Here is a 24,413-nt window from a genome sequence, read left to right as displayed (position 1 = left end):
TCATGCTCCCGTGGATGTTATTGCGACAGCGGGTTTTCCGGTGTCGGGTTGGCGGCCGGTGTGGCAGGGGTCTGGGTGGGGGCCGCCGGAGTGGCACCGCCGGCGGGCAGCTGCTCGCCGCGCATCGACGCCCGGATCTGCTCCAGCCGTGAATGCCCGGCCATCTGGACGCTGGCCTGCTGGACCTCCAGCATCCGGCCCTGCACCGAGTTCTGGGCCAGTTCGGCCGAGCCCATCGCGTTGGCGTAGCGACGCTCGATCTTGTCGCGCACCTCGTCGAGGCTGGGAGTGCTGCCCGGGGCGGCGATCTCGCTCATCGAACGCAGCGAGGCGCTGACCTGTTCCTGCATCTTGGCCTGCTCCAGCTGGGACAGCAGCTTGGTGCGTTCGGCGATCTTCTGCTGCAGCACCATCGCGTTCTGCTCGACGGCCTTCTTGGCCTGACCGGCGGCCTGCAGCGCCTGGTCGTGCAGCCCTTTGAGGTCCTCGACGCTCTGCTCGGCGGTCACCAGTTGCGCGGCGAACGCCTCGGCGGCGTTGTTGTACTCGGTGGCCTTGGCCGCGTCACCGGCTGCTACGGCTTGATCGGCCAGCGTCAGCGCTTGGCGGACGTTGACCTGGAGCTTCTCGATGTCTGCGAGTTGGCGGTTGAGCCGCATCTCCAGCTGGCGCTGGTTGCCGATCACTTGCGCCGCCTGCTGCGTCAGCGCCTGGTGCTGGCGCTGGGCCTCCTCGATGGCTTGCTGGATCTGCACCTTCGGGTCGGCGTATTCGTCGACCTTGGAGCTGAACAGCGCCATGAGGTATTTCCACGCCTTGGTGAACGGATTGGCCATGAGTTCATTCCGCCTTCGTGTCTGTCGAACGGTGTCGGCTGTACCGGCAAGTACTTAAACCCAACTTATCGGTTCGGCGCAGATCGCCACACCCCTGCAGGGGGACCGGGTCAGGCCACCGCCATCGACACGACCTGGGGAATGACCACCTTGGTGCTGACGTCGATTCCGGCGGCGCTGGCAACCTTGCCCGCCTCGCGGGCTTGGGCCGCCCGGGACTCCTCGAGGGCCAGGTCGTCACCGGCCTCGGACAGCACCCGCGACAACGGCACGTCCAACGCGCCGCAGATGGCGCTGAGCAGCTCGCTGGAGGCCTCCTTGCGACCGCGCTCGACCTCGGACAGATAGCCGAGGCTCACTCGCGCCGAGTCCGAGACCTGCCGCAGGGTGCGCCCCTGCTCGACCCGGGCGCGACGCAGCACGTCGCCGATGACCTCGCGCAGCAATGTCGTCATCGCGCGTCCCTTCCGATTGATGTCGGTTTGCTCAGTAGTGCAACGCCCGATACCGCCCGGATGGTTCCCGGACGACGACGGCGATGTTCACTGCTGTTCGACCAGCCGGCGCAGATGGCGCACCGCGGCCCTGACCGCGGCCATCCGGATGTCCCAGCGACCTTCGGTGAGCTGCAGCGGCACCACGTCGGTGTCGAGCGGACCGGCCAGACCGAGGAACACCGTTCCCACCGGATGACCGGCGTGCGGCTCCGGACCGGCGACACCGGTGAGGCCGACGCCCCAGGTCGCCCCGCAGCGCTGCATCGCGCCGACCGCCAGCGCGCGGGCCGTCGGTGCGGCGACCGGACCGACGTCGGCGAGCAGTACGGGTGCCACCCCGGCCAGGCCGGCCTTGGTGTCGACGGTGTAGGTGATCAGCCCGCCCCGGAGCACCGCGCTCGCATCCGGCACCCCGCCCAGGGTGGCGGCGAGCAGACCCGCCGTCAGTGACTCCGCGGTGGCCACGGTCTGCCCGCGCACGGTCAGATCGGCGACCAGCGCCCGCGCGTCGTCATCGACCAGCGGGTCGTCCACGCCGGTCCCTGACGGCCGAGACGAAGTAGTCCACTCCCGTGGTCACGGTCAGCACCACCGCGGTGAGCATGATCACCCACGCGGCGGTCAGCCAACCGTCGGACAGCGGCAGGATGAATAGCCCGATCGCCACGGCCTGCACCAGTGTCTTGAGCTTGCCGCCGCGGCTGGCCGGGATCACGCCGCGGCGCAGCACCACCAGTCGCAGCACCGTCACGCTCAGTTCGCGGACCAGGATCAGCACGGTCACCCACCAGGGCAGGTCCCCGAGCACCGACAGCCCGATCAGCGCCGAACCGATCAGCGCCTTGTCGGCGATCGGGTCGGCCAGGGTGCCGAACTCGGTGACCATGCCATAGCTGCGGGCCAGGGCGCCGTCGAAGTGGTCGGTGATCACCGCCACCGCGAAGATGGTGAATGCGGTTACCCGCCAGGTGGTTTCGTGGCCATCGCCGACGAACAGCGCGACCAGGAACACGGGCACCAGAACCATCCGCACGCCGGTGAGCATGTTGGCGAGGTTTGCGACCCGGGCACGGGGAACCACAGGATCGGTATGTGGTTGGCCCGGCACCGACACAGAATACTGGTTGCCCTTGCCGATACTCTTCGGTGCATGAGCGCAGATCCGGACGCATCCGCCGGTGAACTGCTGGTGCGCCGCGCCACCACCTCCGACGTGCCGGGGATCAAGGCACTCGTCGACATCTATGCCGGCAAGATCCTGCTAGAGAAGAATCTGGTGACCCTGTACGAGTCCGTGCAGGAGTTCTGGGTCGGCGAGATCGACGGCGAGCTCATCGGGTGCGGGGCACTGCACGTGCTCTGGTCCGATCTCGGCGAGGTGCGCACCGTGGCGGTGCATCCCAGGGTGCGCGGCCGCGGCGTCGGGCACGCGATCGTCGATCGTCTGCTGGCGGTGGCCGCCGAACTGCACCTGCGGCGGATCTTCGTGCTCACCTTCGAGACCGAGTTCTTCGGACGGCACGGGTTCCAGGAGATCGACGGCACCCCCGTCACCGCCGAGGTGTACGAGGAGATGTGCCGGTCCTACGACACCGGCGTCGCCGAGTTTCTGGACCTCTCCTACGTCAAGCCCAACATCCTGGGCAACACCCGGATGCTGCTCACTCTCTGAGCCCTCTGTCGCCGAAACCGCATTCCACGCGGTCGAAACGCGACTTGACGCGCGTGGAATGCGATTTCGGCGGTTTAGAAGCCGGGGTCGTCCGCGTCGGCATCATCGGCGGCGCCGTTGGCGTCCGATCCGCCGCGGATCAGCGCCAGCGTGCCCGCCAGCTCGTCGGGTTTGACCAGCACCTCGCGCGCTTTCGACCCCTCCGAGGGTCCGACGATCCCCCTCGTCTCCATGACGTCCATCAGCCGGCCGGCCTTGGCGAACCCGACCCGCAGCTTGCGCTGCAGCATCGAGGTGGAGCCGAACTGCGAGGACACCACCAACTCGACGGCCTGCAGGAACACGTCCATGTCGTCGCCGATGTCGGGGTCCACGTCCTTGCGCTCGCCGGCCTTGACCGCGGTGACGCCTTCGACGAACTCGGGCTCGGCCTGTTCCTTGGTGGCCGAGACGACTGCGTGGATCTCCTCGTCGGTGATGAACGCTCCCTGCAGGCGCAGCGGTTTGTTCGCGCCCATCGGCAGGAACAGCCCGTCGCCCATGCCGATCAGCTTCTCGGCGCCGGGCTGGTCGAGGATGACGCGGCTGTCGGTCAGCGACGACGTCGCGAATGCCAGTCGTGACGGCACGTTGGTCTTGATCAGACCGGTGACGACGTCGACGGACGGCCGCTGCGTCGCCAGCACCAGGTGGATCCCCGCCGCGCGTGCTTTCTGGGTGATCCGCACGATCGCCTCTTCGACGTCGCGGGGCGCGGTCATCATCAGGTCGGCCAGCTCGTCGACGATCGCCAGGATGTAGGGGTAGGGCTTGTACTCGCGCTTACTGCCCAGCGGCGCAGTGATCTCGCCAGAGCGCACCTTCTCGTTGAACACGTCGATGTGCCGCACCCGCGAGGCCTGCATGTCCTGGTAGCGCTGCTCCATCTCCTCGACCAGCCAAGCCAGCGCGGCGGCCGCCTTCTTCGGTTCGGTGATGATCGGCGTGATCAGATGCGGAATGCCCTCATACGGGGTCAGTTCCACCATCTTGGGGTCGATCAGGATCATCCTGACCTCGTCAGGAGTGGCGCGCGCCAGCAGCGAGACCAGCATCGAGTTCACGAAGCTGGACTTGCCGGAGCCGGTGGAGCCGGCCACCAGCAGGTGCGGCATCTTGGCCAGGTTGGCCGAGATCATCTCACCCTCGATGTCCTTGCCCAGCCCGATGACCAGCGGATGGTGGTCTGAACGGGTCACCGGATCGGTGAGCACGTCGGCCAGGCGCACCATCTCGCGGTCGGTGTTGGGCACCTCGATGCCGACGGCCGATTTGCCCGGGATCGGCGCGAGCATGCGCACACTCTCGGTGGCCACCGCGTAGGCGATGTTGCGGTGTAGCGCAGTGATCTTCTCGACCTTGACGCCCGGGCCGAGTTCGACCTCGTAGCGCGTGACGGTCGGCCCGCGGGTGCAGCCGGTCACCGCGGCGTCGACCTTGAACTGTTGCAGTACCGAGGTGATGGCGTCGGTCATCGCCTGATTCGCCGACGTCAGCCGCTTCGGCGGATCCCCGGCGATGAGCAGGTCCAGCGACGGCAGCGTGTAGGGGCCCTCCACCACCCGGTCCAGCGTGAGCTTGGGCTCCCTGCGGGGCTTCTTCTTCTCGCGGATGGGCGCCGGGGCAGGCGGCTCCTCATCGTCGAGCGGATAGTTGTCCATCGGCGTGCCGACCGGGCCCGCCGGCTTTGCGAGCGGCTCGGTGGGCTGATTGGCCGTCGGCCACGACCGAGCCTCGTCCTTCCCGAAGTCGGCCTCGTCGTAGTAGCCGTCGGAGAAGTCTTCGGCACCCGCAGCGCCGGGCTCGTCGTCGTCGTAGTCGTCGTACTGGTCGTCGTCGTAGTTGTCGTCGTAGTCGGCGTAGTCACGCTGCCAGCGGGTGGTGAACATGTCCCGGACGACCGAGGGCACCTCGCGGATGGTCGTGCCGGTGACAAGCAGCAGCCCGAACAGCACACCGATGAACAGCAGCGGCGCGGCGATCCAGGCGGTCAGCCCGTCCGACAGCGGGCCGCCGATCGCGAAGCCCAGGAACCCGCCCGCGTGCTGACGTTCGATCGGACCCTGCGGCGCACCCGACCACAGGTGCCAGAGGCCCAGTGCGGGCAGCGCGATCATCGTGAAACCCAGGATCAGCCTCGGCCGGGACTCGGGGTCGGGTTCCGACCGCATCAAGATGACGCCGATGGCCGCCAGCACGATCGGCACCAGCACCACCGCCGCACCGATCATCACCCGCACCACCGTGTCGATCCAGGCGCCGACCGGGCGGGCCGCCTCGAACCATGAGCTCGCGGCCACCACGACTGCCAGGCCGAGCAGCGCCAGCGCGATGCCGTCGCGCCGATGTCCGGGCTCCAGATCGCGGGCCCGGCCCACCGACCGCGCCGTGCTGCCCGCCCCCTTGGCCAGCATCAGCCAACCGGCCCGCACCCCGCGACCGACCGCGGTTCCCGCCGCGGCCACCGGCGACGGGTGCCGCCGGGCGGGCTTACGGCGCGAGGCCGTCGGCCGCGCCGGCCGGGACCCGCCCCGCGCAGGCGCCTTTGACCTGCTCGGACGGGCTGCAGATCGGGACGCGGTCTTACTCGCCATGCCGGTAAGCCTAGTCCCAAAGGTCTCATATGCACCATCTGCCACAGTGGTCACAGATTGGTGACGGCCCCTGACCTGCATCGGATGCGGTGTGAGGCGCGGCACGTGCGCTGAGTAGGGTGGACAACTGTCCAAAACACCGCAGCGAGGAGTTGCCATGCCCGTCGTCGTCGTCGCCACCATGAAGGCCAAGCCCGAGTCCGTCGACGCGGTCCGTTCCGCATGCCAGACGGCCATCGAGGCGGTACACGGTGAGCCCGGATGCGATCTCTACGCATTGCACGAAGCGGACGGCACGTTCGTCTTCGTCGAGCAGTGGGCCGACGGCGACGCGCTGCAGAAGCACAGCGCGGCACCCGCGGTAGGGACGCTGTTCGGCACGATCGGCGAACTACTCGACGGCGCCCCCGATATCAAGGTGCTGCAGCCCGTGGTGGCCGGCGATCCGACCAAGGGCCGGCTGCGTCCGTAGCGGGTCGACATGGGTGAACTCAACGGCAAAGTCGCCTTCATCAGCGGCGCCGCCCGGGGCCAGGGCCGCGCCCATGCGGTGAAACTCGCCTCCGAGGGAGCCGACATCATCGCGCTGGACGTGTGCGCGCAGATCGACTCGGTGCCCTACCCCATGGCCACTCCGGAGGATCTGGCCGCGACGGTCAAGCTCGTGGAGGACACCGGCGCGCGGATCGTCAGCTACGAGGCCGACGTGCGGGATCGCGACGCGGTCAAGGCCGCGGTGCGGGGCGGCACCGAGCAACTCGGCGACCGTCTCGACATTGTGGTGGCCAACGCCGGCATCGCGCCGATGGCCGCGGCCGATGCGTGGCAGGACGTGATCGACGTCAACCTCACCGGCGTCTACAACACCATCGACGTCGCGATGAACCCGATGATCAAGTTCGGCAACGGCGGGTCGATCGTGCTGACCAGTTCGGTGGCCGGCCTGATCGGCCTCGGTGCACCGATGGCGGGTTCGGTCGGCTACGCCGCCGCCAAGCACGGCATCGTCGGCATCATGCGGGTGTACGCGAATTTCCTTGCGCAGTACAGCATCCGGGTCAACTCGGTGCACCCGTCGGCGGTGAACACCCCGATGATCGACAACGAGTTCACCCGCTCCTGGCTTGAGGGCATGGCCCAGGAGAACGACGGCGGTCCCGACATGGGCAACGCGCTGCCGGTGTCGGCGCTGGAACCGGAGGACATCGCCAACGCGGTGTTCTGGCTGGTGTCCGACGCCGCCCGCTATGTCACCGGCGTCACGCTCCCGGTCGACGCGGGGTATATCAATAAACGATGAGTGCCCCGAACGCCGCCGCGCAGACCGCCTTCGGGCCGATGGTGCTGGCGGCGATCGAGCACAATGAACCGCCGCACCGGCGCCTGGTCGACGACGATCTGGCCGAGTCTTTCCTGCCCAGGCACCTCAGGCTGCTGGTCGGGTCGACCCGCGCGGCCGCACTGCGCCGCGCGGTGCACGCCGCCACCGAGCGGTCGGGGCCGGGGCTATGGGCGAGCATCGCCTGCCGTAAGCGCTACATCGATGAGCGGCTGTCCGATCCGCTCAACGTCGCCGACGCGGTCGTGGTGCTCGGCTCGGGGCTGGACACCCGCGCCTGCCGAATCGCCCGCCACGGCGACCTGCCCGTCTTCGAGGTCGACCAGCAGGTCAACGTCGACCGCAAAGCCGGGGTGCTGCAGCGCGTGCTGGGCGGGACGCCGGCGTCCGTGCATCTGGTTCCGGTCGATTTCGAGAACGACGCGCTGATCCCCGCGCTGGAATCGCACGGATACCGCCCGGAACACCGCACCTTCTTCATCTGGGAGGGTGTCACGCAGTACCTCAGCCAGGGCGCGGTGCACGCGACCCTGTCCCAGCTGGCGTCCGCCGCGCCCGGCAGCAGGCTCATCTTCACCTACATCCGGCAGGACTTCATCGACGGCACCGACCGGCACGGAGCCGATGCGGTCTATCGCCGGTTCCGCGGCCGCCGCCAGGTGTGGCAGTCGGGCATTGTGCCCGAACTCGTCGGCGAACAGCTCGCCGAACACGGCTGGCGCCTCGTCGAGCAAGCCGGCCCGAGCTACTTTCGCGACACCTATATCCGGCCCACCGGCCGGACGCTGGCGGCCTCCCCCATCGAATGGACCGTTCTGGCCGAACGCTGAGTTCGCGACTCCGTCACGCCAGGTCGGCGTAGCATCGGATTCGTCGGGGGGCTCATCGAGCCAGGCCGTTGCCAGATCCTTGCAGGGCCCGTCGGCCATCGGTCGCGGGGCACGAGGGGGACGTGATGCTCGACTCGGAGACAACGGGGCCGTGGCCGCCATCCTGATCGCCGAGGACGAGCCCCGGATCTCCGCCTTCGTCCGAAAAGGATTGTCGGCCAACGGATTTTCAGTGAGTGTGGTTGCCGACGGGATCTCCGCGCTCATGCAGGCGCGTAGCGGCAGTTTCGACCTCATGCTTCTCGACACCGGACTCCCGGGAATGGACGGCTTCACGGTGCTGCGGCGGCTTCGCGCCGAGGGAAGTTCGCTGCCTGTGCTGATGCTGACCTCGCGGGCCAGAGCCGCGGAGTCGGCCCGGATGCTCGAGGCGGGCGCCGAGGACTCCATCGCCAAGCCGTTCCGGTTCGAGGAACTCCTTGCCCGGGTGCGTCTTCGGCTCGCCGCCGGACGCGTCGCCGGGCCCACGACGCTCAAATACGGCACCCTGTCGCTGGACCTGCGGACCCGCCGCGCCCACGTCGGCGACTACTCCGTGGACCTGTCGGCGCGCGAGTGCAAGCTGGCCGAGACCTTCCTGCGCCATCCGGGTCAGGTGCTCACCCGCGAGCAGCTGCTGCAACAGGTGTGGGGCCAGGACTACGAGCCGGGGTCCAACGTCGTCGACGTCTATGTCCGGTACCTGCGGCGCAAGCTCGGCGCGAGCCGGTTCGTCACGCTGCGGGGGCGCGGCTACCGGCTCGAACCGATCTGATCCTTCGTCAGCAAACGCCTCTTGGCCGGCCTCGCCCGGTCCGCCGGCGACTTCGGCTGCATTGCGGGATGCCATGCCCGGAGCCGGAAGGCGGAGCCGAGTCCACCCCGGGGATGTTGTGCCCGTCGGCACCACCCAGCCTCCTGAACAGCCAAAGCCGCACCGAGGTCGCGCATGACGCATTAGCTGAAATTGTCACTGAGGAATTGACGAAACCCGATATTCGGTGGAGGGGCCCGATTTTGTCGATGCCGCATCGCACGCCGGTGTCGCCGTGCATACTCTAATGGTCAGCGATACCGCAGCGAATCGACCAGCCGCCGCGGGCCACGGCTTGTGAGGGGTAGCCGTGACACGTCGGCGGCGTTTCCGCTCTCAGATCTCGATGACCGTCGGGACGATCATGGGCTGCCTCCGGTAGGTCTCCCCGACCCACTTGCCCACCGTCCGCCGTACCGCCTGCGCGATGCGCGAGGGATCGGTGATGTTCTGCGAGGCGAGTTGCTCCAACTCCGCTTCGATCTTCCTGGCCACCGGTTCCAGCGCCTTGGGATCCTCGGAGAATCCCCGCGAGTGCAGGTGCGCCGGAGCAGCCGCCCGGCCGGTGCCGCGGCGCACGACGACCGTGACGGCCACGAAGCCCGACGACAGGATGAGCCGTTCCCCGAGGGTGGCGTCGCCGACATCGCCGGTGATCAGCCCGTCGACGAACATCTTCCCGACCGGCACGGCGCCGGCGATGCTCGCCCGCCCGGCCACCAGGTCGACACTGACGCCGTTCTCGGCGAGCAGGATGTTCTCCTCGGGCACCCCGGTCCGGGCGGCCAGCTCCGCATTGGCACGGAGCATCCGCCACGTCCCGTGCACCGGCATCACGTTGCGCGGCCGCACCCCGTTGTAGAGGAACAACAGTTCGCCCGCGTACGCGTGGCCCGAGACATGAACGCGCGCGTGCTGATTGGTGACGACCCGGGCGCCGATCTTGGCCAGCGCGTCCATCACCCCGTAGACCGCCTCCTCGTTGCCCGGGATCAGCGACGACGACAGGATGATCAGGTCTCCGGCAGTCAGCGTGATGCTGCGGTGCTCACCGCGCGACATCCGAGACAGCGCGGCCATCGGCTCGCCCTGGGTGCCGGTGGTGATCAGCACCACCCGGTCGGCGGGCATCATCTCGGCCGCGGCGATGTCGACCACGTCCTCATCGGCGACCTTGAGGTAGCCGAGTTCGCGCGCGATGGTCATGTTGCGCACCATCGAGCGACCGACGAAGGAGACCTTGCGGTTCAGAGCGACCGCAGCGTCGATGATCGACTGCACACGGTCGACGTTGGATGCGAAACAGGCGACGATCACCCGGCCCTCGGCGCCACGCATGAGCCGGTGAAGGGCCGGGCCCACCTCACTCTCGGAGGGTCCGACACCGGGGATCTCGGAGTTGGTGGAGTCGCACAGGAACAGGTCGACCCCCGCATCGCCGAGCCGGGACATCCCCGGCAGGTCGGTGGGCCTGCCGTCGGGCGGCAACTGGTCGAGCTTGATGTCACCGGTGTGCAGCACGGTCCCGGCCCCGGTATGGATGCCGATGGCCAGGCAGCCGGGAATCGAGTGGTTGACCGCGAAGTACTGGCACTCGAAGACACCGTGGGTGCTCTTCTGCCCCTCGGTGACCTCGACGAATTTCGGCGAAAGACGATGTTCCCGGCACTTCTCGGCCGCCAGCGCCAGCGTGAACTTCGAACCCACGATCGGGATGTCGGCACGCTGCTTGAGCAGGAACGGGATCGCGCCGATGTGGTCTTCATGGGCATGGGTGACGACGAGCGCCTCGATGTCGTCGAGACGGTCGGCGAGGTGCCGCAGGTCGGGCAGGATCAGGTCGACGCCGGGTTCGTCGTGGGTGGGGAACAGCACCCCGCAATCCACGATGAGCAGACGTCCCAGATGCTCGAAAACGGTCATGTTGCGGCCGATTTCGTTGATCCCGCCGAGTGCGGTGACCCGCAGTCCGCCGGGGGCCAGTGGTCCCGGTGCCTTGAGCTCGGAGTTCACTACCGGCCCGCTACCTCAGCACGCCTGCGGCGCGCATGTCGCCGGCCAGGGCCTCAAGCTGTTCGTCGGTGGCCGGGATCTGCGGCAGCCGCGGCTCACCCGCCTCGAACCCTTGCAGCCGCAGCCCCGCCTTGGACAGGGTGACCCCCCCGAGCCGCGCCTGGGCGCGTGCGAGCGGGCCGAGCGAGACGCTGATCTTGCGCGCCGTCGCGACGTCTCCGGACGCGAAGGCCCCCATCATGTGCCGCAGCTGCGCGGCGGCCAGATGACCCCACACGCTGATGAAGCCGACCGCACCCATCGCCAGCCACGGCAGGTTCAGGGCGTCGTCGCCGGAGTAGTAACTCAGGCCGGTCTCGGCGATGATCTGCCCGCCGCCGTGCAGGTCCCCCTTGGCGTCCTTGATCGCGACGATGTTCGGGTGGCCGGCCAGCGCTCGGATGGTGTCCCACTCGATCGGCACCACCGAGCGCGGCGGGATGTCGTACAGGATCACCGGCAGCTCGGTCGCGTCGGCGACAGCGGTGAAGTGCGCCACCAGTCCGGCCTGCGGCGGACGTGAGTAGTACGGGGTGACGATCAGCAGTCCGTGCGCACCCTCGGCGGCGCTGGCCTTCGCCAGGTGCACGCTGTGCGCGGTGTCGTAAGAGCCCGCACCGGCGATGATTCGCGCGCGATCGCCGACGGCTTCGAGCACCGTGCGCAGCAGCACGAGCTTCTCGTCGTCGGTCGTGGTCGGGGACTCACCGGTCGTACCGGACACCACCAGACCGTCGCACCCGGCGTCGACCAGCCGGTTCGCCAACCGGGCCGCGGCGTCGGTGTCCAGCGACCCGTCGGGCTTGAACGGAGTAACCATCGCGGTCAACAGGGTGCCCAACCGGGCCGGGGCGTCGAATCCGCTGGTACTCACGGGCACCAAGATTACCCGGTCACCCTCGCTTGCCACGAATGCCATTGCAGTCAGATTTCGGTTGCCAACGGGCTGGTGGCCACCTCCGTGCCGTCGGCGAGCACGCTGATCTCGAAGTCCGAGAACACCTGCGGTGCGGCGTCGGTGAGTTGACGCAGGCATTCGACGGCCAGCCGCCGAATCTCCCGGTCGGCATGTTCGCTGGCCCGCATGGCGACGAAATGCCGCCACGCCCGGTAGTTGCCCGTCACGACGATCCGGGTCTCGGTCGCGTTGGGCAGCACCGAACGGGCAGCTTGGCGGGCCTGCTTGGCGCGCAGCGTCGACGCGCCCTGCTCGGTGAACTTGGCCTGCAGTCGAGCGAGCAGTTCGGTATAGGCAGCACGGCTCGCGTCCGCGGCCTCGGTGAAGATCTGTAGCAGCTCGGGATCATCCTCGATGTCCGGCGGCGCAACCACCTGCGAGTCGTGCTCGGGCACATACCGCTGCGACAGCTGCGAGTAGGAGAAGTGCCGGTGCCGGATCAATTCGTGCGTGCACGACCGGGAGAGGCCGGTGATGTAGAACGACACCGATGCGTGCTCGAGTACCGAGAAGTGGCCGACGTCGATGATGTGGCGAACGTAGGCGGCGTTGGTCGCGGTGCGCGGGTTGGGCTTGTTCCAGCTCTGGTAGCACGCGCGGCCGGCGAATTCGACCAGTGCGGCACCGCCGTCGGCGTCGGTGCTCCACGGCACGTCGGCGGGCGCGGTGAACTCCGTCTTGGCGATCAGTTGCACGCGCAGCGGCGCGATCTCGGCCATCGGGTGAGCCTAACGTGCACCGATTCGCCGACCCGCCGCTGACGAGTCCGCGGCCACGCACACCGCGTCACTCGGATTGACGTGTGCCCACCTCGGCGGGGCTACAGCGGATTGGCGGCGATGAAGTCGACGACGACGGTCGCCAGTTCGCGGCCCTTGTCCTCCTGCAGGAAATGCCCACCGCCGGCAATGGTCACCTCCGGCTGCCCCTGGGCGCCCGGGATCAATGTGCGCAGCGGTTCATCGGCCCCGCGAGTGATCGGATCAGAATCCGAGAACGCACGCAGGAACGGCTTGTCGAACGTGCGGAGCACCTCCCATGCCGCTCGGTTGGCCGGCGCGGCGGGGTCGTCGGGGCTGGTGGGCACCAGCGTCGGGAACTGCCGCGCGCCGGCCTTGTACGAATCGTCCGGGAACGGTGCGTCGTAGGCGGCGATGACCTCTGGGGAAAGCGTCGAGACGCACCCGCCGTCGACGATCTTGCCGACCGGGAAATGGGGGGTCTCCTGACTGAACCGCTGCCACGCCAGGAAGGCCTCACCGGGGTGCTGATCGCCGGTGGGCAGCGTGGTGTTGGCCGCGACCACCCGGGCGAACCGGTCCGGATGCTCACCGACCAGGCGCAGCCCGATCAGCCCGCCCCAGTCCTGGCACACGAGCGTGATCCCGGCCAGGCCGATCGCGTCGATCGCGCCCCACGTCCAGTCCACGTGCGCCTGGTAGGTGTAATCCTCGCGGCGGGCCGGCTTGTCGCTGCGGCCGAACCCGACCAGGTCGATCGCGACCGCCCGCAGCCCGGCTTCGACCAGGACGGGGATCATCCGCCGGTACAGATAGCTCCACGACGGCTCCCCGTGCAGCAGCAGCACCACCGGGCCGTCGGCCGGACCTTCGTCGAGGTAGTGCACCCGTAGCCCGCCGACGTCGACGTAGTGCGGGGCGAACGGGAAGTCGGGCAGGTCGGCGAAGCGCTCATCGGGGGTGCGGAGAACATCCATTGGCTCAGCTTGCCAAGGCCGCGCGCAATTCGGTCGCCAAATCGCCGCGCTCCCCCACGACCACGTCGCCCAGGCCGAGCCACTCTGCCATGGTCTGCAATTCGGCGGCCAACCCGCGCGCGACGTGCGCGCCGTCCCGACCGTCCTCGGTGAACGCGCCGAGTACGGCGAGCGCGCCGTTCACCCGGTCGGCCTTGAGGTCGACGCGTCCCGCGAGATCACCGTCGAGCAGAAAAGGCCACACGTAGTAGCCGAACTGCCGCTTATGGGCCGGGGTGTAGATCTCGATGCGGTAATGGAAATCGAAGAGACGCTCCACCCGCGGCCGGAAGAAGATCAGCGGGTCGAACGGGCACAACAGCGCAGTGCCGCGGTCCCGGCGCGGGACGCTCTGCCCGGTGCGCAGATAGGCCGGGGCCGACCATCCCTGGACGTCGACCTTCTCGATCTCGCCGGCGGCGACCAGTTCGGCTATGGCGGGCTTGACCTGCCGGGCATTGAGCCGGAAGTAGTCGCGCAGATCGGCTTCGCTCGCGACGCCGAGCGAGGTGGCCGCGCGCAGGACCAACTCGCGCACCGCCTCGGCCTCGTTGACCTCACGCCCGACCACCTCGGCGGGCAACACGCGCTCGGTCAGGTCGTAGTGCCGCGCGAACCCGAGCCGGGTGGCCGTGGTCAGCACGCCGGCCGACCACAGCGCCTCGGCGACCCACTTCGTATCGCTGCGATCCCACCAGGGCCCTTTGCGGCCACGGGGCTCAGATTCCAGGTAAGCCTCGATCTGACCTGCGGTCGACGGACCGAGCGTGGCGACCGCTTCAACGATGTCGTCGGCGAGTGCGGCGTTCTTCTTCACGATCTCGACGCCCCACCGGCCGTGCCGGTACTCCCGCATCCGCCACCGCATCAACGGCCAGTCATCGACGGCCATCAACGCGGCTTCGTGCGCCCAGTATTCGACCAGCAACCGCGGTGAGCGCGCCGAATGGCTCCATGCGGCACGGTCCAGCAGATCTCGGTCGTAAGGACCGAGACGGCTGAACACCGGCGCGTAGTGCGCCCGCACCGCCACCGACACCGAGTCCAGCTGCAGCACCTGCAGCCGGGAGATCAGCCGCTTCAGATGCGCGCGTGTGACCGGCCCCGTCGGCTTCGGCTCGTGAAACCCCTGGGCCGCGACGGCGATCCGGCGGGCCTGTAGGGCGGTCAACGTCGCGCTACGAAGAGAGGACGCCATCGGGTTATCGTGGCCTACCGCACCGACAACTCGGTCCGCGGCGTCTGGCGCAGTTGCGGCCCGTAGTGAGGGCCGACGGCAGACGTCGCGCCGCCGAGCGTTCAGCGCCGTACGTAGGTGTAGAACCGGTAGCGCAGCCCTGACGAGCTCTCGCGCCAGTCCTGCTCGGTACCGACCCACGCCTCGTCGAGCACCGGCGCCAGCGCGTCGTCGTCCTCTCTGCGCAGATCGATGTCCACCTCGGTGACCTCGCACCGCGTCGCCGACGGCAACGCCAGCCCGTAGATCTGCGAGCCACCGATCACCCATGCGTCGTCCAGCGGGGCGCCCTCCAGGGAGGTCACCACCTCTGCGCCGTCGGCCGTGTAGTCAGCCTGCCGGGAGACCACGACATTCCGGCGGCCGGGCAGCGGCCGGAACCGCTGCGGCAGCGACTCCCACGTCAACCGGCCCATGATCACGGTGCGGCCCATGGTGAGCTCCTTGAACCGGGCCATGTCCTCCGGCACACGCCACGGGATCCCGTTGCCGCGTCCGATGACTCCGGAACTGGACTGCGCCCAGATCAGGTTCAGATCCGTCGTACTCATGATTCGGACCTGCAAGCAGTCCTCAACATCGTCGATTCGGACCTGCAAGCAGTCCTCAACATCTTCGATTCGGACCTGCAAGCAGTCCTCATACAGCCACCGGGGCCTTGATCGCCGGGTGCGGGTCATAGTTTCTGATGACGACGTCCTCATAGGTGTAGTCGAAGATCGAATCCCGCGGCGCGAGAACGAGTTCCGGGTATGGCCGCGGATCACGGGAGAGTTGCTCGATGACCTGGTCGACGTGGTTGTCGTAGATGTGGCAGTCACCGCCGGTCCAGATGAACTCCCCCACGCCCAGGCCCGCCTGCGCGGCCATCATGTGGGTCAGCAGCGCATAGCTGGCGATATTGAACGGCACGCCGAGGAACAGGTCGGCGCTGCGCTGGTACAACTGGCAACTCAGCTTGCCGTCGGCGACGTAGAACTGGAAGAACGCATGACACGGCGGCAGGGCCATCTGTGGGATCTCGCCGACGTTCCAGGCCGAGACGATGTTGCGGCGCGAGTCGGGATCGCGCTTGAGCAGGTCCAGCGCCGCGCTGATCTGGTCGATGTGCTCACCGGACGGGGTCGGCCAGGACCGCCACTGCACCCCGTAGACCGGACCCAGATCGCCTGTCGGAGAAGCCCATTCATCCCAGATTGTGACACCGTGGTCCTGCAGCCACCGGACGTTCGAGTCGCCGCGCAGAAACCACAGCAGTTCATAGACGATGGACTTGGTGTGCACCTTCTTGGTGGTGATCAGCGGGAACCCGGCGTTCAGGTCGTACCGCATCTGATGACCGAACAGGCTGCGGGTGCCGGTTCCGGTGCGGTCGGATTTGGTGATGCCCGTATCGAGCACCAGACGCAACAAGTCCTCGTAGGGCGTGGGGATCGGCACGCGCCAAGCTTACGTCGCCCGAACAGAGTCGAGCAGTTCGACGCGGCCCAGCGCGTTCCTCATCCGATCCACTGTTTCCGGGCGAGTAGTGCGGATTGCTGTAATCATCGAATGGTGACGTTTCCGCGGGATACCGGGGATATCCCACGACCAACCGAATTGGCCGCCGTCGCCGACTTCTTCCAGGCTGTGGCCGAGCAACCTGCCGCACTTCTGATCGAGGGTGAAGCCGGCATCGGCAAGAGCACCGTCTGGCTGTCCGCGCTCGAGCGGGCCCACTCGTGCGGAATGCGCGTACTCCGTGCACGTTCGGCCGCCGCTGAATCGGTACTGGCCTATGCGGCGCTGGCTGACCTGATCCGGGGCGTCGACCCCCCGGTGTTGGCGAATCTGCCGGAGCCCCAGCGACGAGCGCTGGACCGGGTGATGCTGCGGGCGGGCGTCGAGGACGTCGCCACCGACCCACTCGCCGTGGCGGCAGGTTTCTTGTCGGTCATCGACATCCTGACAGCGGAGTCGCCCGTGCTCATCGCGATCGATGACCTCCAGTGGCTGGACACCTCGAGCGCAAGCGCCCTCGCATTCGCCTGCGCCCGCCTCACCGGTCAGGTGGGATTGCTCGGCACGGTACGCACCCCCACAGACGGCGACCGCGCCCCGCCGCTGCCCCAGATGCCACGGCCGGACCGCACCCGGCGAATACGAGTGCAGCCCTTGTCGGTCGGTGCGCTCCATGCGGTTCTGCACGAACGGCTGGGGCGGACGTACTCGCGACGGACGATGGTGCGGATACACGAGGTCTCCGCCGGTAACCCGCTCTATGCCCTCGAGTTAGCCCGCTCGATCGGGGATGCGGCCACGCTCGCCGATCAGCCGCTGCCTCCCACCCTGGCGGACGTGGTGCGAACCCGCCTCGGCGCCTTGGACGCCGAGCTGCAGGACGTGCTGCTGGCCGCCGCCTGCGCCGCAAGCCCGACCGTCGAACTCGTCGCTCGTACGTCCCGCAGAGGCATCGACAGGACCGTGGAACTACTGGAAGTGGCCGAGAACAAAGGAGTCATCGGGATCGAGGGCAACGGTGTGCGTTTCACCCACCCCCTGCTGGCCTGGGGGATCTACACCTCGGCCGCCCCGGCGAAGCGCCGGGAGACCCACCGGCGACTCGCCGACGCCATCGAGGAACCAGAGTTGCGGGCCCGGCACCTGGCTCTCGGCTCCACCCATGGTGACCCCCGCACCCTTCGGTCGCTGGACGCGGCAGCCGAGTCAGCACGAAGCCGCGGAGCACCGGTGGCGGCAGCCGAACTCACCGATCTGGCCATCGGACTGGGCGGAGACACACCGCAGCGACGAATCCTGTCGGCTCAACACCATTTCCATGCCGGCGAGCCCGCGCGTGCGCGCGCCGAGCTGGAAGCGACGATCGCTCAGCTGCCGCCTGGAGTGCTGCGCGCCGAGGCGACAAGTCTGCTCGGCTACATCCGATTGCTCGACGACAGTTTCCCGGAGGCCGTTGAACTCCTTGAGGGGGCGATACCCGACGCCGCCGGCCATCCCCCGGTCGTGGTGCCGGTGCTGGTCGCCCTGTCTTTCGCACTGTTCAACACGGGCCGCCTGGATGATGCGATACGGCGCGCCGAGGAGTCGGTGACCAGTGCCGAAAATCTGGGGCGCCCCGACTTGCTGAGTCAAGCACTGAGCATGCGGGCCATGATGGCCTTCTTGCGGGGCGACGGCGCCGATGAAGCGGGTCTGCGACGAGCGGTGGAAATGGAGGACCCTCAGGCCAACATCCCGAGCGCGTTCCGGCCCAGAGCGCACCAGGCTGTCATCCGCGCGTGGGTGGGTGAGCTCGATGAGGCTCACGCCGATATGCGCTCACTGCGAAGGCAGTGCATCGAACGCGGTGAGGACGGCGAGCTGATGTTCGTCGCGTTCCACAGCGCGATGACCGAGATATGGCGAGGGAACTTCGCCGACGCCACATTGATCGTCGAAGACACCGCATTGCTCGCCCAGCAGCTCGGGGGGGACCTGCCGATGTCGGTGACACTCACCGCCCGGGCGCTACTCGGGGCTTACACGGGCCGGGCCGACGACGCGCGCAAGGATGTCACTTCGGCGCTTGCAGCAAGCCAACGCTGTGGGTCGGCACTGCTCGGCGAGTGGCCGAGGACAGCGCTGGGGTTCCTCGAGGTGTCACTCGGCGACCATCAAGCCGCCCTCGACACCCTCGAACCTCTGCTGCCGAAGCTTCGCGCTGCACCGAACGCGACCGAGATCATCACGGCGTCGTTCGTCGCTGATGCCGTCGAGGCGATGGTCGCCCTGGATCGTTGTTCTTCGGCGCTTCCCCTCGTGGAAGCGCTCGAACTCAACGGCCGCCGTCTCGGCCGCGCCTGGATGCTTGCTGTGGGGGCGCGGGGCCGGGCGATGGTGTCGGCCGCCTGCGGCGACGTCGACGCGGCGGTGGTGGCCGCCCACCACGCGATGTCGCGACACGAGGATCTGCCGATGCCGTTCGAGCGAGCACGCACGCAGCTCCTCCTCGGCCAGCTTCAACGTCGACAGCGCCACAAAGAGGACGCGGCGGCAACACTGCAGGACGCGCTGAAGACTTTCGAGCAACTCGGTACCCCGTTGTGGGCCAACCGGGCACGCGCTGAGCTGGGCCGCGCGAATGTCGGCCCACACCGCGACGCCGTGCTCACGCCATCCGAACGACGGGTGGCCGAACTCGCCGCGTCGGGGTTGACGAACCGCGGCATTGCGGCCGCCATGTTCATCAGCCCAAAAACCGTGGAAGCCAACTTGTCCCGCATCTACGCCAAGCTCGGCATCCACTCGCGGGCCGAACTCGGGCGGCACATGAGCCGACCCGGCGTATAGGGACAATCGCCCTCCACATCGGAAAAGCATAGGGAAACACCCGATTAATCCGCCCCCTGTTCGGGCCTACGCTCCGCGTAGCCGGCTCGGGTGTCTCGCCGAACTGATCCCTGGCCGGTTCAACAAACGCCGGCGATGTCGACCACTGATGGAGAAGTCATGAGCAAACAGATACCCAAGCTATGGGCCATGTTGGCCGCCGCGGCCGTCGTCTTCGGGCTTGTGTGGGTGGCGCCGGCGGCGGTGCCCACTCTGGCCCCGAGCATGACGCCCGTGGCGAATGCCGACGTGCTGCCCAATGGCTATGACGTGAACTGTACGAAATCCAACGACGGCCAGGTGGTGTGCACCATTGCGGGCTGCCCGCGAGTACACGAGGATCTCGCCGGGGACGTCGTGCACACCAAGATCAATGGCGGGCCACAAGCCGAGCTGGACAAGGCGTGCGGCAACGTCACAACCCAGGTCGTCAACACGTCCTCAGGTTTTAATCTGGCGATCCAAGGCTGTCGCAAGAGTACGTTCGGCAGCGATGATTGTGGTGCCTGGTCGGACTACAGGTACACGCCTCCCGCGCCGCCCGCACCTCAAGTTGTTCAGTGCCCGCCTGGGTCGAAGAGCGCCACCGTTCCAGTCGGGCAACAGTGCCAGTTGGCCGACGTGCAGTGCCCGCCTGGCTCGAAGTCCCCGACCGTTCCAGCGGGCCAGACGTGTGCCTTGGCACAGAAGAACTGCCCGCCGGGATCGTTGTCGGCGACCGTTCCGGGTGACCAGCAGTGCGCAGCTCCGACGAATGCAGTGTCGATGAACGTGACTCGGGCCGGGCTCAACGCCAATGTCGCGGTCACCAACAAATCGGCACTGCCCGCCGAATGCGCCTACACCGCAACAAGAACGAGCGGATTGCTCGGGCCGGAAACAGTGAACAGGAACGTCAGCGTCGGCGCGAACAGCACCGGAAACATCACCGACCTGTTGTGGCCGCCACCTCTTGTCAGTTACCGCGCGACTGTGCGATGCACGGCCGACTATGACGGGAAACAGGTCACCATCGGCGAGTCCACCCAGAACGTGAGCGGATAGTCTCGACCGCTCACTGCAACAACGGAAGTGCCTGCCCTGCCTGGGCGACCCGGGGCCTGCGCAAGCCCCCGAGCCTCCAGGCAGGAAGGCACTCTCGTCGGGCAAGCGCAAGCCGCAGTGTTTCATCAGCTGGGTTGCGCCTGAGCCGTGCAACCAAGACGCACGCCCCCAGTAGACCTCGGGGCTCTCCCCCGCTGCCGCGAAGCGGACGCCCGCTCTGATGAGTCGTTTCCGAGTCGTAGGGAAACACCCGATTTACCCTGTCCGCCAACGCGATAGCTTCGATTTGATGAACATCTCCGTCCCGTGCTATCTCGTCGAGTGGTACCGATCGTCAGCCACCGCCGAGTCGCTCGAGGAGACAGCGGCCCGACTCAACGAGTGCGCGGCGTCGGTATCCGCGTTGGGACCGCCCGTGCATCTACTGTCCATGGTTGCCGTGCCCGGCGACGAAGTTCTGTTCGGTGTCTTCACGGCAGGATCGGCGAGCGCCGTCGCACAGACATGCGACCGGGCCGGCATACCGGCCCAGCGCGTCACCACCGCCACCGACCTGGATCTGTCACAGTGACCCCGGCCCGCGCGGTGTCACGCGCTATTCAGGAAGCTGCGGTCCGACCTTGCGCGCGAGTTCGACGGCCGCGTTGTCGGCCTGGTCAGCCGACATGCTGAGCACCGCGACCTGCACACTGTTGTTCCGCCCGGCCGCAGGAAACTCCACCTGGCCGTAGCCCAGGAACCGCATCCCGTCCGGACCCGGCCGGCCGACGTCGGGCATTCCGGGCTCTGGTGGGGGTAATGTGCCGTTGATCGCCGTACCGGGGTTGCCGATCTCCAGCGAAATCGACTCGTAATTCTCCGGGTTCTCCCACACGCATGCAGGTACCTCGGGGTTGTTCGAGGTCGACCTACCTTCCACGGTCACGCCGAGCAACGCCGAGATATCCTCTGCCGCAATCAGCGAACACGCGTCGATCGCAGATGCGTGTCCAGCGTCGGCGGCGACGGTTCTCGACGTGTCGCCGGCATTGGCGTCACCGCCGCTGGGGCCGCTCTGCGAACCGCACCCCGCCATGGTCAAACACAGGACAGCCGACACGAGGCGAGAAGTCGTCGTGAGATCTTTCATCCGAACCCCCTTGATCAGCAGTTGTCACGAATTGCGCACGCAGTCGTAGGTGAGCGGGATTTCGTCGCCCAATCCGACGACGTCGAACTGGTCGACGCCGATCGCGTCGAACGAGTGCGCGTCGATCCCGAGGTCGGCCCACTTCGCGGCGCTGGTTCGATCGTCGGCGAAGGTCAGCGGGATCTCTCCCCCGTCGGAGAGCAGCATGCCGTACGTCTTGAGTGCCCGCAGGATCACCTTCTCCCCTTCCGAGTAGTCCGATTCGTCGAAGCCGGACTTCAACCGAAACCGCACGCCGTAGGGAGGTGCGTCTGGATCGGCACTTGTCGGACCACCGGCATGGGTGGCTGGTCGGACGTAGACGGATTCCTTGATTCTGTCGTTCGGGAGTATGAATCGAAGCGCATGAGCGACTGCGCCAGAGGCAACTTCGTCGGCGGTCGGGGTGAGAGCGGCGATCGGGAAGCCGGCGGCGTCAGCGCTCGTGCACTGGTCGCCGCGTAGGGTCGGCGGATACTTCTTATCGAGATCCCATACGAAAAAGCCTTGCGCCGTGATGGTTTCACCTTCTGCAGTGGCTTGATAGGTCTCGTAGAGCCTCCGGCCGTCGCGGTCGGCGACGAGCAGATGACAGTCACCCTGCCCCACGCTGTCGCCTGAGGCGTCACACGTGAGATCCGGTGACCCTTCGATGTTGGCGTCCAGCGGAACCGGCATCTCGGCGGGAACGCTGTCGCATGCCGTTCCGCCCCAGCAGTAGTCGTCGGTGCCGACCACGTGGCGGCGCGGCGTGTCGCCGTCGGCGAAAAGACAGGGATGGAGAAATCGATCTGGAGAGCGTTGTCGCCGCCCCAGCCGCCCATGCTGCTCAGCGCCTGCACGATCGCGTCGCTGCGGTCGGATTCTTCTGCTCCGGAGACGTCGGTGGTCCACGGTTGCGGACCGCTGAACAGGCCGTCGTATGACGCCGGCCGCGGGGCCGGACTCGCGGCGTACCCGCTTTGTGATTGACCGCCGCAGCCAGAGGATGCGACAACAACTGCGCACACGAGCGTGAGGGTCTCGGTCCGCAGTGTCCCCACCATGCTCACGCTCCGCTGCCTCAAATATCTCGCCGTTTGCTGAAGTGCCGACAGCGTGGTCTGCCTTCCGGGACGGGACGCTATATCGGGTAAGTCCGCGATAAATCGGGTGTTTCCCTATGGTGGTCGGGGCGCGCACAGCGTGCGTCGACCCGGCTGAGGTAGAACGGAACCCATGCCGAGGATCACCGATACGATCACCACCGCAGACGGCGCCTGCCCCGTCAGCCTGCACACGCCCGACTCCGACGGGCCGTGGCCCGGCATTGTCATGTATCCCGACGCCGGAGGCGCCCGACCGACCTTCCGCGCGATGGCAGACAGGTTGGCCGGCTACGGCTACGCCGTGCTCGTGCCCGACGTGTATTACCGCGACGGTGACTGGGCGCCGTTCACGATGGCGACGGTGTTCGAGGACGAGGCCGAGCGTCGTCGACTGTTCGGCATGATCTCCAAGATCACCCCCGAGATCATGGCGTCCGACGCGATCGCGTTCTTCGACTACCTGGCGGCCCGGCCCGAGGTCCGGGGCGCGTCGTTCGGCACGACCGGGTACTGCATGGGCGGCCGCACGTCGCTGGTGGTGGCCGGGCGGGTCCCCGATCGGGTCGCGGCGGCGATGTCCTTCCACGGGGGCGGCCTGGCCACCGACGACACCAGCAGCCCGCATCTGCTCGCGGACAAGATCCGCGCCGCGGTCTACATCGGTGCGGCCCGCAGCGACCGGTCGTTCACCATCGCCGACGGTGAACGACTGGAGAAGGCGCTGACCGATGCCGGCGTCGAGCACACCATCGAGTGGTACTCGGCGTTTCACGGGTTCGCGGTGCCCGACAACGGGCCCTATGACGAGCCCGCCGCGCGCCGGCACTGGGACGCGATGCGTTCCTTCTTCAACAGTCACCTAGTCTGAGCTGCGTGTACGACCAGAGTTTCGGTGAATCGGCGTTCGGTGAGCAGGGCCGGCGGATAGACCCCGTGCTGGCCCGCAGTTGGTTGCTGGTCAACGGCGCGCAGTACGAGCGCTTCGACGCGGCCGCTCACTCGAGGGCCGACATCGTGGTCCTCGACATCGAGGACGCCGTCGCGCCGAAGGACAAGGCCGCGGCCCGGGCCAACGTGATGCGCTGGCTCGGTGAGGGCCACACCGACTGGGTTCGGGTGAACGGGTTCGGCACCGAGTGGTGGGCCGGTGATCTGGAGATGCTGGCGGGCAGCCCGGTGGGCGGGGTCATGCTGGCGATGGTGGAGTCGGTCGACCATGTCACCGAGACCGCCAAGCGCCTGCCCGGCGTGCCGATCGTCGCGCTCGTCGAGACCGCGCGCGGCCTGGAGCGAATCAACGAGATCGCCTCTGCTAAGGGCACCTTCCGCTTGGCGTTCGGTATCGGCGATTTCCGGCGCGACACCGGCTTCGGTGACAACCCGATGACGCTGGCCTACGCGCGGTCGCGCTTCACGATCGCTGCGAAAGCCGCTCATCTGCCGAGCGCGATCGACGGTCCCACCGTCGGCTCCAGCGCACTGAAGCTCAGCGAGGCCACTGCCGTGTCAGCGGAGTTCGGCATGACCGGCAAGATCTGCCTGACCCCCGAACAGTGCCTGACCGTCAACGAGGGGCTCTCCCCGTCGGCGGAGGAGATCACCTGGGCGAAGGAGTTTCTCATCGAGTACGAGCGTGACGGCGGCGAGATCCGCAATGGCTCCGATCTTCCGCGCATCGCCCGCGCCAACAAGATCCTGGAGCTCGCGCGCGCATACGACATCGAACCGTCAGAGTTCAACGACGTCGACGAGCCCACTCACATCCCGGCCCCGTCGGACACCTACCACTACTGAGGCTGGGGTCCATCACTGGAGGCTAGAGGCGCCGCCTGCGCGCCAAGTAGGTCGTGACGGCCCGCAACGCGCCGCGCGCGGCGTAGATCCCGGCAAGCACCGTCAGGATGATCAGCACGACGAACATGACAAGCCAGTTCGTGCGGGAGTGCTCGACGTTCTGAGAGGGACCCGTTTGGTGGTCCAGTCGTTATGCGACTTTCGGTTGATGGGTCGCGGCCCACTGTAGGGCAAACTCGGCTGGGGTGCGGTCGCCATGGGCGGAGTGGGGCCGATTGGCGTTGTAAT

At 67.6% G+C, this 24,413-nt stretch carries 24 protein-coding genes; 10 read left to right on the top strand and 14 right to left on the bottom strand.

What is annotated here, in order from left to right:
* Positions 1-17: 17 nt before the first annotated feature.
* The 4 genes from pspA to pgsA all read right to left on the bottom strand — a co-directional run bounded on the left by pspA (position 18) and on the right by pgsA (position 2,441).
* The gene (gene pspA / locus ACXMYJ_RS13945) at positions 18-836 is read right to left on the bottom strand and encodes a phage shock protein PspA (protein ID WP_260751683.1); all 819 of its coding nucleotides are present in this window, start codon (positions 834-836) and stop codon (positions 18-20) included.
* 110 nt (positions 837-946) lie between these two features.
* Positions 947-1,291 carry a transcriptional regulator ClgR gene (gene clgR, locus ACXMYJ_RS13940; protein ID WP_260751682.1) on the bottom strand — a complete coding sequence of 115 codons (345 nt, stop codon included), beginning with the start codon at positions 1,289-1,291 and terminating at the stop codon, positions 947-949.
* Between the two features lie 87 nt (positions 1,292-1,378).
* A complete protein-coding gene (locus ACXMYJ_RS13935; RefSeq protein ID WP_460356936.1) occupies positions 1,379-1,867 on the bottom strand; it encodes a CinA family protein in 489 nt (162 codons plus the stop codon).
* The gene (pgsA, locus tag ACXMYJ_RS13930; protein ID WP_460356933.1) at positions 1,845-2,441 is read right to left on the bottom strand and encodes a CDP-diacylglycerol--glycerol-3-phosphate 3-phosphatidyltransferase; all 597 of its coding nucleotides are present in this window, start codon (positions 2,439-2,441) and stop codon (positions 1,845-1,847) included. The genes ACXMYJ_RS13935 and pgsA overlap by 23 nt, the downstream gene beginning before the upstream one ends.
* Positions 2,442-2,483: 42 nt before the next feature.
* On the opposite strand from pgsA, the gene ACXMYJ_RS13925 reads away from it, so the two are divergent.
* Entirely contained in the window at positions 2,484-3,005 is a 522-nt protein-coding gene (locus ACXMYJ_RS13925; RefSeq protein WP_443188356.1) for an amino-acid N-acetyltransferase, read from the top strand.
* 74 nt (positions 3,006-3,079) lie between these two features.
* Here the strand turns inward: ACXMYJ_RS13925 and ACXMYJ_RS13920 are convergent, their stop codons facing one another.
* Positions 3,080-5,797 carry an FtsK/SpoIIIE family DNA translocase gene (locus ACXMYJ_RS13920; protein WP_460356930.1) on the bottom strand — a complete coding sequence of 906 codons (2,718 nt, stop codon included), beginning with the start codon at positions 5,795-5,797 and terminating at the stop codon, positions 3,080-3,082.
* On the opposite strand from ACXMYJ_RS13920, the gene ACXMYJ_RS13915 reads away from it, so the two are divergent.
* The 4 genes from ACXMYJ_RS13915 to ACXMYJ_RS13900 all read left to right on the top strand — a co-directional run bounded on the left by ACXMYJ_RS13915 (position 5,796) and on the right by ACXMYJ_RS13900 (position 8,621).
* A complete protein-coding gene (locus ACXMYJ_RS13915; RefSeq protein ID WP_260751677.1) occupies positions 5,796-6,110 on the top strand; it encodes a putative quinol monooxygenase in 315 nt (104 codons plus the stop codon). The two genes, ACXMYJ_RS13920 and ACXMYJ_RS13915, sit on opposite strands and share 2 nt — an antisense overlap.
* Positions 6,111-6,119: 9 nt before the next feature.
* Positions 6,120-6,938 (top strand): mycofactocin-coupled SDR family oxidoreductase, encoded by an 819-nt coding sequence (locus ACXMYJ_RS13910; protein ID WP_460356926.1) that lies wholly within the window; start codon positions 6,120-6,122, stop codon positions 6,936-6,938.
* Complete coding sequence (locus ACXMYJ_RS13905) at positions 6,935-7,807, top strand: SAM-dependent methyltransferase (protein WP_460356924.1); 873 nt, start codon at positions 6,935-6,937, stop codon at positions 7,805-7,807. The genes ACXMYJ_RS13910 and ACXMYJ_RS13905 overlap by 4 nt, the downstream gene beginning before the upstream one ends.
* Positions 7,808-7,958: 151 nt before the next feature.
* The gene (locus tag ACXMYJ_RS13900; protein ID WP_443188352.1) at positions 7,959-8,621 is read left to right on the top strand and encodes a response regulator transcription factor; all 663 of its coding nucleotides are present in this window, start codon (positions 7,959-7,961) and stop codon (positions 8,619-8,621) included.
* A 375-nt stretch (positions 8,622-8,996) separates the two neighbouring features.
* Here the strand turns inward: ACXMYJ_RS13900 and ACXMYJ_RS13895 are convergent, their stop codons facing one another.
* The 7 genes from ACXMYJ_RS13895 to ACXMYJ_RS13865 form a co-directional block, all read right to left on the bottom strand.
* Complete coding sequence (locus tag ACXMYJ_RS13895) at positions 8,997-10,673, bottom strand: ribonuclease J (RefSeq protein ID WP_460356920.1); 1,677 nt, start codon at positions 10,671-10,673, stop codon at positions 8,997-8,999.
* A 10-nt stretch (positions 10,674-10,683) separates the two neighbouring features.
* Positions 10,684-11,586 (bottom strand): 4-hydroxy-tetrahydrodipicolinate synthase, encoded by a 903-nt coding sequence (dapA, locus tag ACXMYJ_RS13890; RefSeq protein WP_443188350.1) that lies wholly within the window; start codon positions 11,584-11,586, stop codon positions 10,684-10,686.
* A 50-nt stretch (positions 11,587-11,636) separates the two neighbouring features.
* Positions 11,637-12,389 (bottom strand): FAD-dependent thymidylate synthase, encoded by a 753-nt coding sequence (gene thyX / locus ACXMYJ_RS13885; protein WP_260751667.1) that lies wholly within the window; start codon positions 12,387-12,389, stop codon positions 11,637-11,639.
* A gap of 101 nt (positions 12,390-12,490) precedes the next feature.
* Positions 12,491-13,387, bottom strand: a complete 897-nt coding sequence (locus ACXMYJ_RS13880) for a haloalkane dehalogenase (protein ID WP_460356916.1) — start codon at positions 13,385-13,387, stop codon at positions 12,491-12,493.
* Positions 13,388-13,391: 4 nt separating this feature from the next.
* Positions 13,392-14,624, bottom strand: coding sequence for a winged helix-turn-helix domain-containing protein (locus tag ACXMYJ_RS13875; protein WP_460356913.1), 1,233 nt, complete (start codon positions 14,622-14,624; stop codon positions 13,392-13,394).
* Positions 14,625-14,725: 101 nt separating this feature from the next.
* Entirely contained in the window at positions 14,726-15,214 is a 489-nt protein-coding gene (locus ACXMYJ_RS13870; protein WP_460356911.1) for a dihydrofolate reductase, read from the bottom strand.
* 88 nt (positions 15,215-15,302) lie between these two features.
* A complete protein-coding gene (locus tag ACXMYJ_RS13865; protein ID WP_260751642.1) occupies positions 15,303-16,103 on the bottom strand; it encodes a thymidylate synthase in 801 nt (266 codons plus the stop codon).
* 114 nt (positions 16,104-16,217) lie between these two features.
* On the opposite strand from ACXMYJ_RS13865, the gene ACXMYJ_RS13860 reads away from it, so the two are divergent.
* From ACXMYJ_RS13860 to ACXMYJ_RS13850, 3 genes are all read left to right on the top strand, one after another.
* Entirely contained in the window at positions 16,218-18,992 is a 2,775-nt protein-coding gene (locus ACXMYJ_RS13860) for an ATP-binding protein (protein WP_460356908.1), read from the top strand.
* A gap of 159 nt (positions 18,993-19,151) precedes the next feature.
* Positions 19,152-20,075, top strand: coding sequence for a tumor necrosis factor receptor family protein (locus ACXMYJ_RS13855; protein WP_260751639.1), 924 nt, complete (start codon positions 19,152-19,154; stop codon positions 20,073-20,075).
* Positions 20,076-20,364: 289 nt separating this feature from the next.
* Positions 20,365-20,646: a hypothetical protein gene (locus ACXMYJ_RS13850; RefSeq protein ID WP_260751636.1), complete on the top strand. Its 282-nt coding sequence runs from the start codon at positions 20,365-20,367 to the stop codon at positions 20,644-20,646.
* Between the two features lie 24 nt (positions 20,647-20,670).
* On the opposite strand, the gene ACXMYJ_RS13845 is transcribed toward ACXMYJ_RS13850, so the two are convergent.
* Entirely contained in the window at positions 20,671-21,204 is a 534-nt protein-coding gene (locus tag ACXMYJ_RS13845) for a DUF3558 domain-containing protein (RefSeq protein WP_260751634.1), read from the bottom strand.
* Between the two features lie 24 nt (positions 21,205-21,228).
* The gene (locus tag ACXMYJ_RS13840) at positions 21,229-21,981 is read right to left on the bottom strand and encodes a hypothetical protein (protein WP_460356904.1); all 753 of its coding nucleotides are present in this window, start codon (positions 21,979-21,981) and stop codon (positions 21,229-21,231) included.
* A 480-nt stretch (positions 21,982-22,461) separates the two neighbouring features.
* On the opposite strand from ACXMYJ_RS13840, the gene ACXMYJ_RS13835 reads away from it, so the two are divergent.
* Together ACXMYJ_RS13835 and ACXMYJ_RS13830 are read left to right on the top strand one after the other, a co-directional pair.
* Complete coding sequence (locus ACXMYJ_RS13835; protein WP_460356901.1) at positions 22,462-23,199, top strand: dienelactone hydrolase family protein; 738 nt, start codon at positions 22,462-22,464, stop codon at positions 23,197-23,199.
* Between the two features lie 5 nt (positions 23,200-23,204).
* Complete coding sequence (locus ACXMYJ_RS13830) at positions 23,205-24,125, top strand: HpcH/HpaI aldolase/citrate lyase family protein (protein WP_443188341.1); 921 nt, start codon at positions 23,205-23,207, stop codon at positions 24,123-24,125.
* Positions 24,126-24,413 lie beyond the last annotated feature (288 nt).

The organism is Mycobacterium sp. ZZG (assembly GCF_054786995.1).
This window is presented reverse-complemented; position numbering and strand designations above follow the sequence as displayed.

What these genes read in the sequence shown, in the direction of transcription:
- pspA (WP_260751683.1), bottom strand. Translation starts at nt 836, where the DNA reads ATGGCCAATCCGTTCACCAAGGCGTGGAAATACCTCATGGCGCTGTTC.
- clgR (WP_260751682.1), bottom strand. Translation starts at nt 1,291, where the DNA reads ATGACGACATTGCTGCGCGAGGTCATCGGCGACGTGCTGCGTCGCGCC.
- ACXMYJ_RS13925 (WP_443188356.1), top strand. Translation starts at nt 2,484, where the DNA reads ATGAGCGCAGATCCGGACGCATCCGCCGGTGAACTGCTGGTGCGCCGC.
- ACXMYJ_RS13915 (WP_260751677.1), top strand. Translation starts at nt 5,796, where the DNA reads ATGCCCGTCGTCGTCGTCGCCACCATGAAGGCCAAGCCCGAGTCCGTC.
- ACXMYJ_RS13920 (WP_460356930.1), bottom strand. Translation starts at nt 5,797, where the DNA reads ATGGCAACTCCTCGCTGCGGTGTTTTGGACAGTTGTCCACCCTACTCA.
- ACXMYJ_RS13910 (WP_460356926.1), top strand. Translation starts at nt 6,120, where the DNA reads ATGGGTGAACTCAACGGCAAAGTCGCCTTCATCAGCGGCGCCGCCCGG.
- ACXMYJ_RS13905 (WP_460356924.1), top strand. Translation starts at nt 6,935, where the DNA reads ATGAGTGCCCCGAACGCCGCCGCGCAGACCGCCTTCGGGCCGATGGTG.
- thyX (WP_260751667.1), bottom strand. Translation starts at nt 12,389, where the DNA reads ATGGCCGAGATCGCGCCGCTGCGCGTGCAACTGATCGCCAAGACGGAG.
- ACXMYJ_RS13880 (WP_460356916.1), bottom strand. Translation starts at nt 13,387, where the DNA reads ATGGATGTTCTCCGCACCCCCGATGAGCGCTTCGCCGACCTGCCCGAC.
- ACXMYJ_RS13875 (WP_460356913.1), bottom strand. Translation starts at nt 14,624, where the DNA reads ATGGCGTCCTCTCTTCGTAGCGCGACGTTGACCGCCCTACAGGCCCGC.
- ACXMYJ_RS13870 (WP_460356911.1), bottom strand. Translation starts at nt 15,214, where the DNA reads ATGAGTACGACGGATCTGAACCTGATCTGGGCGCAGTCCAGTTCCGGA.
- ACXMYJ_RS13855 (WP_260751639.1), top strand. Translation starts at nt 19,152, where the DNA reads ATGAGCAAACAGATACCCAAGCTATGGGCCATGTTGGCCGCCGCGGCC.
- ACXMYJ_RS13850 (WP_260751636.1), top strand. Translation starts at nt 20,365, where the DNA reads ATGAACATCTCCGTCCCGTGCTATCTCGTCGAGTGGTACCGATCGTCA.
- ACXMYJ_RS13845 (WP_260751634.1), bottom strand. Translation starts at nt 21,204, where the DNA reads ATGAAAGATCTCACGACGACTTCTCGCCTCGTGTCGGCTGTCCTGTGT.
- ACXMYJ_RS13835 (WP_460356901.1), top strand. Translation starts at nt 22,462, where the DNA reads ATGCCGAGGATCACCGATACGATCACCACCGCAGACGGCGCCTGCCCC.